This window comes from Phormidium sp. CCY1219, assembly GCF_055795085.1.
In genome coordinates this window covers 1-13,366 of sequence record NZ_JAYFEQ010000961.1, presented here as the reverse complement: position 1 = coordinate 13,366, position 13,366 = coordinate 1, and the positions used below count along the sequence as shown (strand labels likewise).

Below are 13,366 nucleotides of genomic sequence, written 5' to 3'. Positions count from 1 at the left end.
TGCGCGATCGCATTTTTTGGCGCAATGGAAGGGTTGGTGAAGCTTTTTGTTCATCTTGCGGGGTTGACCAAGCAAGCTAAGCATTGCACATAAGCCCTGCCTCGCCCTACGGTATCATCATACCCGATGGGGATTGCTTTGTCAACCCCTGGCGGCAACAATTTTCCGACCCTAAAGTAAGGGAGTTAGGTGGGTTGAATTCCACCTAAATTAGGAAGGGAATCTTCTATTGGCGACGGTGTTGCAACTTGCGATAAACTTCACGCAAATCCACATTATGATAGGCTAAAGCCACCATTGTATGATAGAACAAATCGGCTACTTCATTGGCGATATCTTCAGTGGAATTGTCTTTACAAGCCATTACTACTTCTGCGGCTTCTTCGCCAATTTTTTTGAGGATTTTATTATCGCCGCCGGCGATAAGTTTAGCGGTGTAAGAGTTTTCTGTGGGGTTGTCGCGGCGATCGCAGATGACCTGAAAAACCTGAGAGAGGGTATTGGCTGGCGGGGGAGAGATTTCGCCATCTACTTGATGGAAACAACTTCTTTCGCCAGTATGACAGGCAATATCGCCGATTTGCTCGATACCGATTAACAAACAATCGCTATCGCAATCGTAGCGTAGCGATCGCACCTTTTGCAGGTATCCAGAGGTAGCGCCTTTATGCCACAATTCTTGACGAGATCGACTCCAGTACCAAGTTTCCCCGGTTTCCAGGGTTTTTTGCACCGATTCGCGGTTCATCCACGCCATCATCAACACGGTACCGTCGAGATAATCTTGCGCGATCGCCGGAACCAATCCTTGTTCGTTATAGCGAATGTTTTCCACCGGAATTGCAGATTGCGTGACAGCCCTTTCAACCTGAGACATAACCCTTACCAGAACTTAACATTTTTGATCTTTCGACTCCACCCATCCCCAAAATGCTGAACTTCTAAAAAATTGGCATTTTGCGGCGCAGGCTTATAGACGCGAAAAGTACGAGCGATACCTAAAGTCGCCGCACTTTCCAGCGGACCGAAAAAGCGAGCATCGCGGTCCAAAAAATAAGGTTGCTGCGCCCAGAACTCCATTTGGGGGCGATTCAGGAAAAAGCAACCGGAGTGGGGATTTTCCGCCCGCTTAATGGTGACGGGTTCCCCCATTACCTTGCCCGTCAACACTAGATTATCATTAAAATAGTGCGCGAAATTATCGCGTTTGCCGGTTTTGAATTCCAATTCCGGGTCAATATAAAATTTTTTGGTGCCCTGGCGATCGCGGATCCGTTCATAGCGATTGGGTTGGAGGACGGCGCGATCGCCAATTTGAGCGTTAAACCAGCGTAGCTTCTTAAAAAAATCGGCATCGCGGAGAATGATATCATCTTCGAGATAGCAATAATAATCGTACAAGCCGAGATGTTCCTTTAAGACCTGGTGACACTCGAACCCCAAAAACATGGGGTGACAGAGGGTTTCGCGGTGGCGATACAACTGGGGATCCACCGGAAGTTTATCCAGCAGATGTAACCCCTGGGTGGTACAGATGACGATAGAAAGCTGGGCGGAACTTTGGCGATTGGCGCTGAAGGTATGAAGCTGGTGAGTGTATTGAAAATAAAACTGCGATCGACTATCATAAACCTCATGCAACGCTTGAAGACATTGGCTCAACCCCTGAATCCTCGGTTGGGGATCGGGGCTTAACGAGGCATAGCCCCCGCCCCCCTGGGGATTGAAAACATGAGGAATTGTCACTAAGACGCGCATGTTCTATGGCAGTAAGAATAATTTAACATTTCGCACTAGCCCTGCGGACGACTAGAGGAGTACGATCGGATATTATAGCTTCTGCCATGATGCTTAATCACCGCTGACCCTTATTCTAAATTGAGTCAACGGTTAAGCCTACAGCAAAGGAGAGAACTTTGGTTACAACCAGCTTCACCACTGCAAAATCGGAAGAAATATTTGCCACCGCCCAAAAACTGATGCCTGGGGGCGTCAGTTCACCGGTGCGAGCATTCAAATCCGTGGGCGGACAACCCATCGTCTTCGATAGAGTCAAAGGCGCTTACATCTGGGATGTAGACGGGAATCAATACATCGACTATGTAGGAACTTGGGGACCGGCGATTTGCGGACATACCCATCCGGAAGTCATCGGGGCGCTGAAAGACGCCTTAGAGAAAGGAACCAGCTTTGGCGCGCCTTGCGTTCTGGAAAACGTGCTCGCCGAAATGGTTGTGGATGCGGTACCGAGCATCGAAATGGTGCGCTTTGTCAATTCTGGAACTGAGGCATGCATGGCGGTGTTGCGGTTAATGCGCGCTTTCACCGGACGCCAAAAAGTGATTAAATTTGAAGGATGCTACCACGGACATGCCGACATGTTCTTGGTGAAAGCCGGTTCTGGCGTAGCGACATTAGGACTACCCGACTCCCCAGGAGTACCGAAATCTGCGACAAGCAACACCCTTACCGCGCCTTACAATGACTTAGAAGCGGTCAAAGCATTATTCGCCGAAAATCCCGATGACATCGCCGGGGTAATTCTAGAACCCGTGGTAGGTAACTCTGGATTTATTCCTCCCGATGGCGGTTTCCTGGAAGGATTGCGCCTGCTGACGCAAGAATATGGCGCGCTGCTGGTTTTCGATGAAGTGATGACCGGTTTTCGCATTTCCTATGGCGGGGCGCAGGAGAAATTCGGCGTCACCCCAGATTTAACCACCTTGGGTAAAATTATCGGTGGTGGATTGCCCGTGGGGGCGTATGGCGGACGTCGCGATATCATGGAAATGGTCGCCCCATCGGGTCCGATGTATCAAGCGGGTACCCTTTCGGGGAATCCCCTGGCGATGACGGCGGGGATTAAGACCCTGGAATTGCTTAATAAAGCGGGCACTTACGATTATTTGGACAAGATTACCAAAAAGCTGAGCGACGGATTGTTGCAAATCGCGAAAGAATGCGGACATGATGTCTGCGGGGGTCAAATTAGCGCTATGCTTGGGTTGTTTTTCAATCCCGGACCGGTGCATCAATATGAAGATGCCAAAAAGTCTGATTTGGCGAAATTCAGTCGCTTCCATCGCGGGATGTTAGAACGGGGTATTTACCTAGCGCCTTCTCAGTTTGAAGCTGGGTTTACCTCTTTGGCGCATACGGAAGCGGATATCGATCGCACCTTAGAAGCCGCCCGGGAGGTCATGTCTCGCCTGTAAACTGCCTCGACCCTACCGCAACGGTGAAGCCTGATGGAGAATGCCGACTATCCACGCTCTGGTTTTGGACTTTCTCCTTCTATAGGCTGACTCGTTGGGTTTGGATTCGTTCCCAGGTTTCGCCTGGGAACGGACTGGGAAAGCTGCGGGTTGCGGCTACCGTCACCCCCTTGACTGGCTAGGTGTCTGTAAGTTCCCCGGTTCGCGTTATCAGCGCGATTGTAGAAGCAGGTGTGGCGATTAACGACACTAACGCCCTCGGTGTTTGACTTGGCGGATCGGCGCGATTTCCGGGGCGAAAAAAAATTGCCTCTACCCCTTGACAGGGTAGGGTTTTGGGGTAATAGTTTATAATGGGATATTGTGCTTATTTATAAAGACAAAGAATACCCCATCATAGCATTAGTAGCTTAAAAAAAAATAGTGTATCTGTCAAGGAAAAAGCGGGGCGATCGCGGAAAAAATTGCCGAAAAAAAATCCGCTCTAACCCTTGACAATTCAAGGGCTGAGGGATACCATAGTATAATGGGAATCTGTGCCGCCATATATATAGCCACAAATCCCCATCATAACATGAGTATTCTGGCAAAAAAAATGACCTTTTGTCAATAGCGGTCTACAAATGTGGCCACACAAAAAAATAATAATCCCGTTAATATAGAAGTTGTAGGTGAGTCACGGTTAGCTATCTGAAGCGAGGGAATAAAGTCAGGCAAATAATGGGCTAGATTGGCGGACTATTTCGGGTCGGAGGGCAGATTTTTTTTAGCGTCTGCAATGGAGTTTAAGATAGTTTGATAGTCGAATGCATCGGCTAAGCGTTGTAACTTGGCGGCTAATTGTGGATGGGCGGGTTTAATTTCAGCGATCGCGCCATAAAGCTGAGTTAATTTAGCGCGGATACTGGCTTGTTCGATGCGTTGGATTAACTCTGTAGATAACACCAAAATTTCTGTGGGATGTAACTGATTATCGTCAGTTAAAGCCGGAAGAGATTGCGGAGTTTCCGACTCGTAAATATAGCTGACCCCCAAATGAGTTTGCAAGGTGGATAAAATATCTGCGGTTTTAAAGGGTTTGGCGATCGCATCATCGCATCCGGCGGCGATCGTCGCGTGTTTGTCTTCTGCAAAACAGCTAGCGGTAACAGCGATAATCACCGGGGTAGGGGGGAGGTTTTCGCCGGGGATAAAATTGCCGTTGGGGGATGGTTTTTTCCCTTTAATCTGGCGAGTGGCTTCCCACCCACTGATTCCGGGCATTTGCATATCCATCAAGATAACATGGGGGTGCCAACCTTGCCATAATTCTAGGGTTTCTGCGCCATCTTTCGCTTCTTTAATGTCAAACCCGAGAGGAGAGAGAAATTGAACCAACAATTGACGGTTATCCGGGCGATCGTCAGCAATTAAAATGCGATAGCTAGGTTGATTGGGGGCGAGGGAAATGGCGAGAGGGGGGGGTGGGAGAGGAGTTTTTTTGTGGGTAAATTCAGTTACAGTTAACGGAATGGTAAACGAGAAAGAACTTCCTTGTCCCAGGGTACTGCTGACAGACAGTTCACCGCCCATTAACTGGACGAATTGGCGGGCGATCGCCAATCCCAATCCCGTACCTTCTTGAGACTGCTTGCCGGTTCGGGTTTGCAAAAAGGGCTGAAAGATATCTTCTAATTCGGTTTCGGGAATGCCCGGACCGGTATCTTCTACAGAGAAAGCGATATTAACTTTAGTTTGGCGCTGAGTTGAGGGCAATGGTGGCGAGGTTGGGGACAAATCGCTGCTTCTGGGAAAGACGCGCAACGTCACCCTTCCGACATCGGTAAATTTAAGGGCATTACCCAGTAAATTGATTAAAACCTGTCGCAATTTGACTTCATCTGCGATCGCCCATTTTGGCAAATCAGCATTAATAGAGAAAACCAATTCCAAATGTTTATCTTTAGCTTTTAGGGCGAAAATCTTTTGCAAGTTATCGAGAAAGCCATGCAGGTTAAATTCATGTTCGTTTAAAGTGGTGCGCCCCGCTTCGATTTTGGCCATATTGAGCAGGTCATTAATTAACGTTAGCAGATGTTCTCCACTGCGGTTGATAATGGCAATATGATTGCGATGTTCGGGGAGGAGGGTGGAACTGCGCTGCATAAGTTGAGCAAAGCCGAGAATCGCATTCAGTGGCGTGCGGAGTTCGTGACTCATGGAGGCGAGAAAGGCGCTTTTGGCGCGGTTAGCAGATTCAGCGACTTCTTTAGCGCGTTCTAATTCGGCTTCGGCGCGCTTGCGATCGCTGATATCCTGAGAAATAACCGTTACCAGCCAACAATTTTGCTTGGCATCCCACCGGGAACTGTTGGTTTGAGAAAGCCACCGCAGGCTGCCATTTTTATGGTAAAATCGGTATTCGTAGTTTCCCATTTTTTCGGCAAAAATATCACCAAATACCTGAGGTTGTATTCTTTGCCAATCTTCTGGGAAAGTGCGTCGAACCCAGAGGTCTTTGTCGGCTTTAATTTCTTCAGGGGTGTAGCCAGAAACCGGGTAACAGCCGGCGGCAATATAATCGATGTCCCAGGTTCCATCGGCAAATGCGCGTAACCGAGTAATTGCGGCTACGGTGTTGTTAAGAATATCATTGAGTCGCGCTTCAGAGGCTTCCAATGCCAGTTCGAGGTGCTTGCGATCGCTAATTTCCACGATAACTGCGCCCACACCATACAGGGTATCTTCACCACCCATGACGGGAAAATAAGAAACCAGCCAATAGCGTTTCACACCGGGGCGAGAAGGAACTTCGCTACTAATTTCCACATTGAATATAGGAGTTTCTTTAACCAAAACTTGCCGAAACAAAGGAGTGAGCTTTGGCGCTAATTCCGGAACGACTTCATCCAGAGATTTACCGATATGTTCGGCGACAGAAATGCCATCAATTGTCGCTAAAGGTTCGTTGACTCTAACAAATCGCAAGTTGCGATCGACAATCGCCATACCGACAGAAGCCGAGGCGAAAAAAGCATCGAGTTGCGCTTGACTGCGCTGTAGTGCCTCAGTTTTTTCTGCCACTTGCGCTTCTAAAATGCGGTTGTAATCGGCGAGCAGTTTCTCAGCTTTTTTCCGTTCGGTAATATCCACAAAGGCATTAATCGCATAAAGGACATTTCCCTCCCTGTCAAAGACGGGAGTTCCGCGAACTTCCAGGGGAATAATTGCGCCATCACTGCGATGAATTTCAATATCCTCAGCGAAAACGATTTCCCCTTGGAAGGCGCGAAAAGCGGGTAAACGTTCCGTAGGATAAAGGCGATCGCTGCCCGCCACATACACTTGATAGGCGGCGGATATGTCTGAAAAGGAGACATTGGGTTTTACCCCTTGACCCAGGATATTTTTTCCCGCATTATTCACCATCACAATTTCGCCTTTGTGATTTAAAACCGAGACGCCCACGGGAACCGTATCTAAAAAGGTGGCAAATTTATCTTCGCTAGCTTTAAGCTGCTGAAAAGAGGTTTTCAGAGACTCTGCCATTTGGTTAAAAGATGCAGCGAGTTGACCCACTTCATGGGTACGATAGACGGAAATTTTAGCATCAAAGTTGCCTGCTGCTAATTGTTTTGCTGCTGTATTTAAGCGCAAAATAGGTTGCGCGATCCATTGGGCGGTGAAAATGCCAGTGCAGGTGACGAGAATTAAGATAAAAACGCACAGGAGAATGGTAATGCGAGTATTGTGGTGAATCTGACGCATAAAATCGGATTCGGGTACGGCGATCGCAATCAGCCAATCCAAACCATACTCGTCGCTATAGGGCACGACTCGCACGAAGATACGTTCAACCAATGGAAAATTGAGAAATCCAGATTTTTGCGTTTCTAAAATTAATTGGTACGGATGTTTAAGGTTCTCTAAATCTCTAAATTCTTGAAATAAATGTTGGCTAATTTTTTGGGTTAAATCGTCTTTGCTTTCCTTACTTGCAAATCGTTTTATATTCCTTAATTCCGTTTGCAAATAAAGCTTTTCCAGTGCAGAATTTGCAATTAATTTCCCAGATTTTTCTATAATAAATGCTTGCCCCGATGGAGAAAAATCGAGCTTATTGAGAAAGTAACTTACCTCAAATAAGGGATAATCCGAAATAAAAACACCTTTTAATTGTCCGGTTTTATCTTGTATTGGAGCAATAGCTGCAATAGCCACTACTGGTGCATTTTCATATACAAAAACCGAAGACCAAGTTGGTTCTTTACTGGATTGAGCATCGATATACCACGGTAAGCTGCGGTAATCGGTAGGGCTTTGAAGAAAAAGTTGTTTTAGCTGACCTCGTTCGTCAACGAGGTAGTATCTTCGAAGGGTGGGATCGCTGTTTTGTGTTTCGCCGAACCAAAGGGTGCCGAGGGGGAATTTTTCCCCAATATGTTTTTCTAGCTCGTCTTGAAAAACTTCACTAACTGCGCGTCCGTAATAAATAAATTTTCCCTCAGCGCTTAAGAAGTAATTGCTTGACAGGGAGGGGTACAATTGCATCTGTTGCCATAATTCTTGCCGAATCAGCTCGAAATTGTCGAGATTGACTATCCCAAATTCGACGGCCATCTGGTTAGCGGCGACCACTTGCTGGGGGGTTTCTAAATAGCTGTCGAGACGATCGCCAATTCGCTTTGAGACCTCCACCATCAGTCCCTCCGCCATCTCTTCCACGGCTTGTTGGCTGTTGCGATAGGAGAGATAGCCCACCAGTGCCACTGCGCCGACAATTTGCAATACGAACGGGACAATCAACACCGTTCGCAAGGGGACTTTGCGAACGGAGTGGGTCAGGGAAGGACATCTATGCCTCCATTGGTTGAGGAAATTTAGAACCATAAAGAATTCTCCAGCAATGGGGGTAGCGATCGCGTGATTTTTTTTAATTATTTCCCGCGTTTGATTGTGGCGTGCAAAAAATCTCGAATCAGGAGATATTTTTTCCCTATATCATGGTATAATAAATTTGTCAAGCCATCAAGAGAGAAAAAAGAAATTTTCTGGGAGGAAGCAAGAGCGCAGCGATCGCCACCCTTGGAAGTTTTCCCGAGGTGGATAGGGAGGGCTGGCAATGGGACGAGTTAGAATACGCAAGAAACCTAGCCACTCGTGTCGCATCGGAATTTCTATGTTTGAAGACTTTTGGGATAACGTCCTTCGCTACCCGCGCTACTTCGTCACCATCGTTTTGGGCATTTTCTTTGCCCTGTTTGGTTGGCTAAAACCCTGGTTTGAGAAACCCGTAACGGCGATCGCCTTAGTCAGCTTTTTCGTTGCCGGCTTTATTTTTATCAGTTTCACCTTAAGAGCCATGTTGGGGTTGAGTGCCGTGTAAGGGAAAATGCGCGATAGCCGAGAGGCGATCGGCATACCCCTGCCATCCCGAACGAGGAATACCGGACCCGTAACTTCCCCTCAATGTGGGAGGTTACGGGAATCTTCCCTGGCAAAGACCGGGGATGTGAATCTAGACTAAACAGAGGTAGGTGCAAGAGCAATCTTGCCTGAACCTACCGGTAAAACGCGAGTAAGGGAGCGAAAACTTATGGCTACGGATCGTCGTGTTTCCCGAGTAGCTTCCCTGATCAAGCGCGAAGTCAGCCAAATGTTGCTCAGTGACATAAAGGATGACCGCGTAGGTGCAGGAATGGTCAGCGTCACCGATGTGGATGTGTCGCGCGACCTGCAACATGCGAAAATTTTTGTCAGTATCTACGGAACCGATGAAGCGCGGGCCGAGACAATGGCAGGATTAAAATCCGCAACCGGATACGTTCGCAGCGAATTGGGGCATCGAGTGCGGTTGCGTCGCACGCCAGAAGTGGTATTTTTAGAAGACCGATCCATCGAGCGCGGGACGAGAATCTTATCCCTGCTCAATCAACTGAGCGAAGAGCGCAAGCACCACGAAGCGGAAGAATCTGCCGAATCGATGGATAGTGGAGACGAAATCGACTCTTCTCAATCCGAGGCATAATCTGTGACGCATTCTCTCAGCATCCCGGCATTGCCGGGTTTTGAAACCCTCTCCCTGGAAGAAATGGTAGCTCAGTTGTTCGTGGTGCGAGCATCTGGGCACCTTTTCGATCGCCAAAGAGAATATCCCCACTGGGAACCCCCGATGGCCATCTTGCGGCATTTACTGGAAGATTTAGGTATCGGCGGGGTAATTTTTGTTGGGGGAAGTGCCGGGGATTTGATGCTGCGATCGCATCAGGTGCAATCCCTGGCCAAATATCCCCTGCTAATTGCCGCCGATATTGAAGAAGGAGTGGGTCAGCGCTTTGCCGGTGCCACCTGGTTTGCGCCACCGATGGCGATCTCGGAGATTGCCCAGGATGAACCGGAATTGGCCCTACAGTATGCCGAAGAGATGGGGGCGGCGATCGCCAAGGAAGCGGAGGCGATCGGGATAAACTGGGTTCTCGCCCCGGTAGTGGATGTCAACAACAATCCGCAAAACCCGGTAATCAACGTGCGTGCCTTTGGCGAAACCCCAGAAACCGTGAGTCAACTCGCCACAGCATTTCTGCGCGGACAACAGGGATTTGCGGTGTTAACCTGCGCCAAACATTTTCCCGGTCACGGGGACACCAGCGTAGATTCTCATGTGGAATTACCGGTGTTGCCCCATTCCATACAGCGACTGGAACAAATAGAACTCCCGCCGTTTATCCGCGCGATCGCTGCAGGCGTGGATGCGGTGATGAGCGCCCACCTGCTGATTCCCGCCTGGGATTCGCAACAACCCGCCACCCTGTCGCGGAAGATTCTTACCGGACAATTGCGGCAAAAATTGGGGTTTGAAGGATTAATCGTCACTGATGCGCTGGTGATGGGGGCGATCGCCAAACGGTATGGAGCTAACGAAGCGCCGATTTTAGCATTAGAGGCCGGTGCGGATATTTTACTGATGCCCGAGGATCCGGTGGGTGCGATTCGGGCGCTTTGCGAAGCGGTGAGGGCGGGGCGCATTTCCGAAACCCGAATCCGCGAATCCGTGCAACGCATCTGGAAGGCGAAAGGCAAACTTTTCCCCGAGGCGCAGGTGGTATCTGCTTCCCCAGAGCGACTTTCTGTGCTGTCTGCACCCCAGATAATGGCCAGCGCCGAAAAGATTTTGCGTCAATCCCAGCAAGTTGGCGGATCCTTGCCCTTACCCCAGTCACCTGGGGGAGAAAAACATTTAAGAAATTTATTAATCGTAGACGATATTATCAATTGTGCTTTTTTAAATAAAGCAGCGCCAGCGATCGCCTTTCCCCAATCTTTGGGATACAAACTCCAACTGGTGGATTGCAATACCGCCTCAAATCCAGAACTGGAGAAAGATAACAGCAGCGTAACATTGCTACAAATGTTCATTCGCGGGAATCCGTTTGGCGGACCGGCGCGAGTGACAAGTCTCGCTTATCAATGGGTTAAGAAATTATTACGAAACGGCCAATTGCAAGCGATCTCGATCTATGGTAGTCCATATGTCCTGAAGCAGTTGCAACCCGACCTGCCCCCAGAAATTCCCTATGTGTTTTCTTACGGGCAAATGAGTGCGGCGCAAGCGATCGCCTTAGAAACCTTGTTTGGAAGAGAACTCTCCTAAATACCAGGGCGCGGGAGGGAGGATTACCTCCCGAGTTTTCGCCAGAGTCTTCTGGGGGATTCTTACCCCCGGGGCGGGGCGGCGCGACAAAATTTTTTCTCACTAATTGATTGCAAGGGTCAAAATCCCGCCAAGTCCCTCACAGCTTCAGATTTATCCCCGGAAAATCTACTAAATTCATCCTCAAGAGGGGTGACATGCCTGGGATCTTCGCTCCGAGAGACCAAAAATCGCGCAAGGGTCAGATGCATAATTTTCAACTTTTGACTAAGATAAAGGGGGGATGACTACAGCGAGATGAAAAATCCTGCTGTATAGACCGTAACAAATCGTTAAAGAAAACTACCCAGTGTTTGAGAAAATATAAAAATCCCTGAAAATTTCGAGCATCCCACTGGGGGGTGCCTAATCATCCAAGGCAACAGAGACATTAAATTCAAGAGGTTATGACCATGACTGCAACGACCTATACCATCACCTACTCCATCGACGTGATCGAACAAGAAGCGCGAAATCTGGTGAACAAGGGAATCGTCGGACGACAACAACCGATTTACACCCTCTGTCAGCACATTCCGGCACGTGAATGGGCATTTGTGGAAAGCGAATTAGAGAAACACAACTACTTACTGCGCGATCGCATCGGGGATCTGATGGGTCGCGAAGATTGGGAAAACGACTAGGGAGAATGGACAGTGTTGGGACTGTGGCGCTTTTGCCACCCAGATGGTTTCAAACTGCTCTAGATTTACCTTTGATTTTTGGGGTCGGGGAGTTTCATTTCCGAGGGTCGAGGCGTAGAGATGCCAGCGATCGCGGGAATGAAACCCACCGACCCGATTCGTTTTGACTCGATAGCCAACCCATTGCCGCGTTTTTCCTCCACCCAGGCGATCGTGACGCTACAAACCCACGCTTGAATCGCCACAGGGGTGAAAATTTTAACCATAGGACAACCGCATCTTATCCAATTAAGCACTACCTGTAGGGTGGGCAACAAGTTGCCCACCCTACCCATGAAGGTGCTGCATAATGAACCATTAACCGGAAACAAGTGTTAGCCGTACACAGTGCGATCGCGGCGCTTTTGCTCAACGCCGCGAGTCTCGGATAAAAATTGTCCTCAATCAGAGGATTGCCAGGGGGAGTGCCCGGGAGAAGAAAAGCCAGTAAAAGCAAGCGATCGCCCGAATTCTCGGTTTTATGGTAAAAAATATCCGGGTTGTTTCGATTGGGTGAAGTCATTTGTCAATCTATATTTTATCGGTCATTTTGCTTCTGTTGCAGCTACCCGCCACGGCGATTTTGCTGTCGCGTTTGTTGCCCGGAGCATTTCGTCGTCCTCCCCTCCCACCTCAGAGCGCGACGCAAGAGATATATGGGGCGGTGAGTGTGGTGGTGCCCACCTTAAACGAGCGCGATCGGCTGAGTCCCTGTTTGGTCGGTTTGAGCCAACAAAGCTACGAAGTCCGGGAAATCATTATCGTGGATAGCCATTCCACCGATGGCACCCCAGACCTAGTGAAAGCGGCGGCGAAAAAAGACCCGCGATTTCGCTTAATCGCCGACGACCCCTTACCCCCCGGGTGGGTGGGACGTCCTTGGGCGCTGCACCACGGATTTTTGCACAGTTCCCCGCGCAGTCGGTGGTTTTTAGGCATTGATGCCGATACCATCCCCAATCCGGGGTTAGTGGCGAGTGTGGTAAAAACCGGCGAGGCGGAAGGCTACGACCTGATTTCTCTCTCGCCCCAGTTTCTCCTCAACTATCCCGGGGAAATGCTCCTGCAACCGGCGCTATTGATGACCCTGGTGTATCGCTTTGGTCCGACCAATACCACCGCCCCGGATCCGGAACGAGTGATGGCCAATGGGCAATGTTTTCTCTGTCGGCGGGAAGTGTTAGCGCAGGTGGAGGGATATCGCAGCGCCTGTGGCTCGTTTTGCGATGACGTGACTCTCGCCCGGAACCTGGCGCGACGCGGGTTTAAAGTGGGGTTTCTGGATGGGGCGAAGCTGCTGAAGGTGCGGATGTACGAAGGGGCGGCGCAAACCTGGAAAGAATGGGGCAGAAGTCTCGACCTGAAGGATGCCTCGGACGTGGGGCAGACTTGGGGCGATTTGTGGTTTTTGTCTGCGGTGCAAGGGTTGCCGATGTTGGTGGTTCTGGGGTTTGGGTTGCTGACGGCAAGTGGGGGGTTATCTGGGTTTTTTCCGATGGTGTTGCTGGGGTTGAATGTATTGTTGTTGGCGATTCGGTTTGGGTTAAATTTGGCGATCGCCCCTTCCTACGATCGCACCCCGGGGAAACGCGCCGCCTGGATGTTTTGGTTATCTCCCTTCGCCGACCCCCTCGCCGTGGTGCGAATTTTTCTCTCTGCCCGAAGGACGCCCACCCAATGGCGCGGGCGACAATATGGGCAACAACCGCCATCAGAGCAAGCAAAACCGTCAGGGACTCCGTAGAAACCAACCCCATGTCTAAAGCCAGGGGCTTGTACTTCTAACCACCTGACCAGCC

General features: G+C 49.5%; 11 protein-coding genes. 6 read left to right on the top strand and 5 right to left on the bottom strand.

The window, feature by feature from the left end:
* Nucleotides 1–226: 226 nt before the first annotated feature.
* On the bottom strand, nucleotides 227–877 hold the full coding sequence (hisIE, locus tag AC0QH1_RS31040) for a bifunctional phosphoribosyl-AMP cyclohydrolase/phosphoribosyl-ATP diphosphatase HisIE (protein WP_324635305.1): 651 nt from the start codon (nucleotides 875–877) through the stop codon (nucleotides 227–229).
* 5 nt (nucleotides 878–882) lie between these two features.
* Nucleotides 883–1,758, bottom strand: coding sequence for a calcium-binding protein (locus AC0QH1_RS31035; protein WP_324635304.1), 876 nt, complete (start codon nucleotides 1,756–1,758; stop codon nucleotides 883–885).
* A gap of 158 nt (nucleotides 1,759–1,916) precedes the next feature.
* Here AC0QH1_RS31035 and hemL point away from each other — a divergent pair, with 158 nt between their 5' ends.
* The gene (hemL, locus tag AC0QH1_RS31030) at nucleotides 1,917–3,215 is read left to right on the top strand and encodes a glutamate-1-semialdehyde 2,1-aminomutase (RefSeq protein WP_324635303.1); all 1,299 of its coding nucleotides are present in this window, start codon (nucleotides 1,917–1,919) and stop codon (nucleotides 3,213–3,215) included.
* A 738-nt stretch (nucleotides 3,216–3,953) separates the two neighbouring features.
* Here hemL and AC0QH1_RS31025 read toward each other — a convergent pair.
* Nucleotides 3,954–8,084, bottom strand: a complete 4,131-nt coding sequence (locus AC0QH1_RS31025) for a PAS domain S-box protein (protein ID WP_324635302.1) — start codon at nucleotides 8,082–8,084, stop codon at nucleotides 3,954–3,956.
* Between the two features lie 289 nt (nucleotides 8,085–8,373).
* On the opposite strand from AC0QH1_RS31025, the gene AC0QH1_RS31020 reads away from it, so the two are divergent.
* The 4 genes from AC0QH1_RS31020 to AC0QH1_RS31005 all read left to right on the top strand — a co-directional run bounded on the left by AC0QH1_RS31020 (nucleotide 8,374) and on the right by AC0QH1_RS31005 (nucleotide 11,528).
* Nucleotides 8,374–8,580 (top strand): DUF751 family protein, encoded by a 207-nt coding sequence (locus tag AC0QH1_RS31020; RefSeq protein ID WP_324635301.1) that lies wholly within the window; start codon nucleotides 8,374–8,376, stop codon nucleotides 8,578–8,580.
* Between the two features lie 210 nt (nucleotides 8,581–8,790).
* Nucleotides 8,791–9,222, top strand: coding sequence for a 30S ribosome-binding factor RbfA (gene rbfA / locus AC0QH1_RS31015; protein ID WP_324635300.1), 432 nt, complete (start codon nucleotides 8,791–8,793; stop codon nucleotides 9,220–9,222).
* Between the two features lie 63 nt (nucleotides 9,223–9,285).
* A complete protein-coding gene (locus tag AC0QH1_RS31010; protein ID WP_324635307.1) occupies nucleotides 9,286–10,845 on the top strand; it encodes a glycoside hydrolase family 3 protein in 1,560 nt (519 codons plus the stop codon).
* Between the two features lie 452 nt (nucleotides 10,846–11,297).
* Nucleotides 11,298–11,528 (top strand): DUF4327 family protein, encoded by a 231-nt coding sequence (locus tag AC0QH1_RS31005; protein ID WP_324635299.1) that lies wholly within the window; start codon nucleotides 11,298–11,300, stop codon nucleotides 11,526–11,528.
* Nucleotides 11,529–11,593: 65 nt separating this feature from the next.
* Here the strand turns inward: AC0QH1_RS31005 and AC0QH1_RS31000 are convergent, their stop codons facing one another.
* Both AC0QH1_RS31000 and AC0QH1_RS30995 read right to left on the bottom strand, forming a co-directional pair.
* The gene (locus AC0QH1_RS31000; protein ID WP_324635298.1) at nucleotides 11,594–11,794 is read right to left on the bottom strand and encodes a hypothetical protein; all 201 of its coding nucleotides are present in this window, start codon (nucleotides 11,792–11,794) and stop codon (nucleotides 11,594–11,596) included.
* A gap of 29 nt (nucleotides 11,795–11,823) precedes the next feature.
* Nucleotides 11,824–12,090, bottom strand: coding sequence for a hypothetical protein (locus AC0QH1_RS30995; RefSeq protein ID WP_324635297.1), 267 nt, complete (start codon nucleotides 12,088–12,090; stop codon nucleotides 11,824–11,826).
* Between AC0QH1_RS30995 and cruG the strand changes: the two genes are divergently transcribed.
* On the top strand, nucleotides 12,091–13,311 hold the full coding sequence (gene cruG, locus AC0QH1_RS30990) for a 2'-O-glycosyltransferase CruG (RefSeq protein WP_442957402.1): 1,221 nt from the start codon (nucleotides 12,091–12,093) through the stop codon (nucleotides 13,309–13,311).
* The last annotated feature ends 55 nt before the right edge of the window (nucleotides 13,312–13,366 follow it).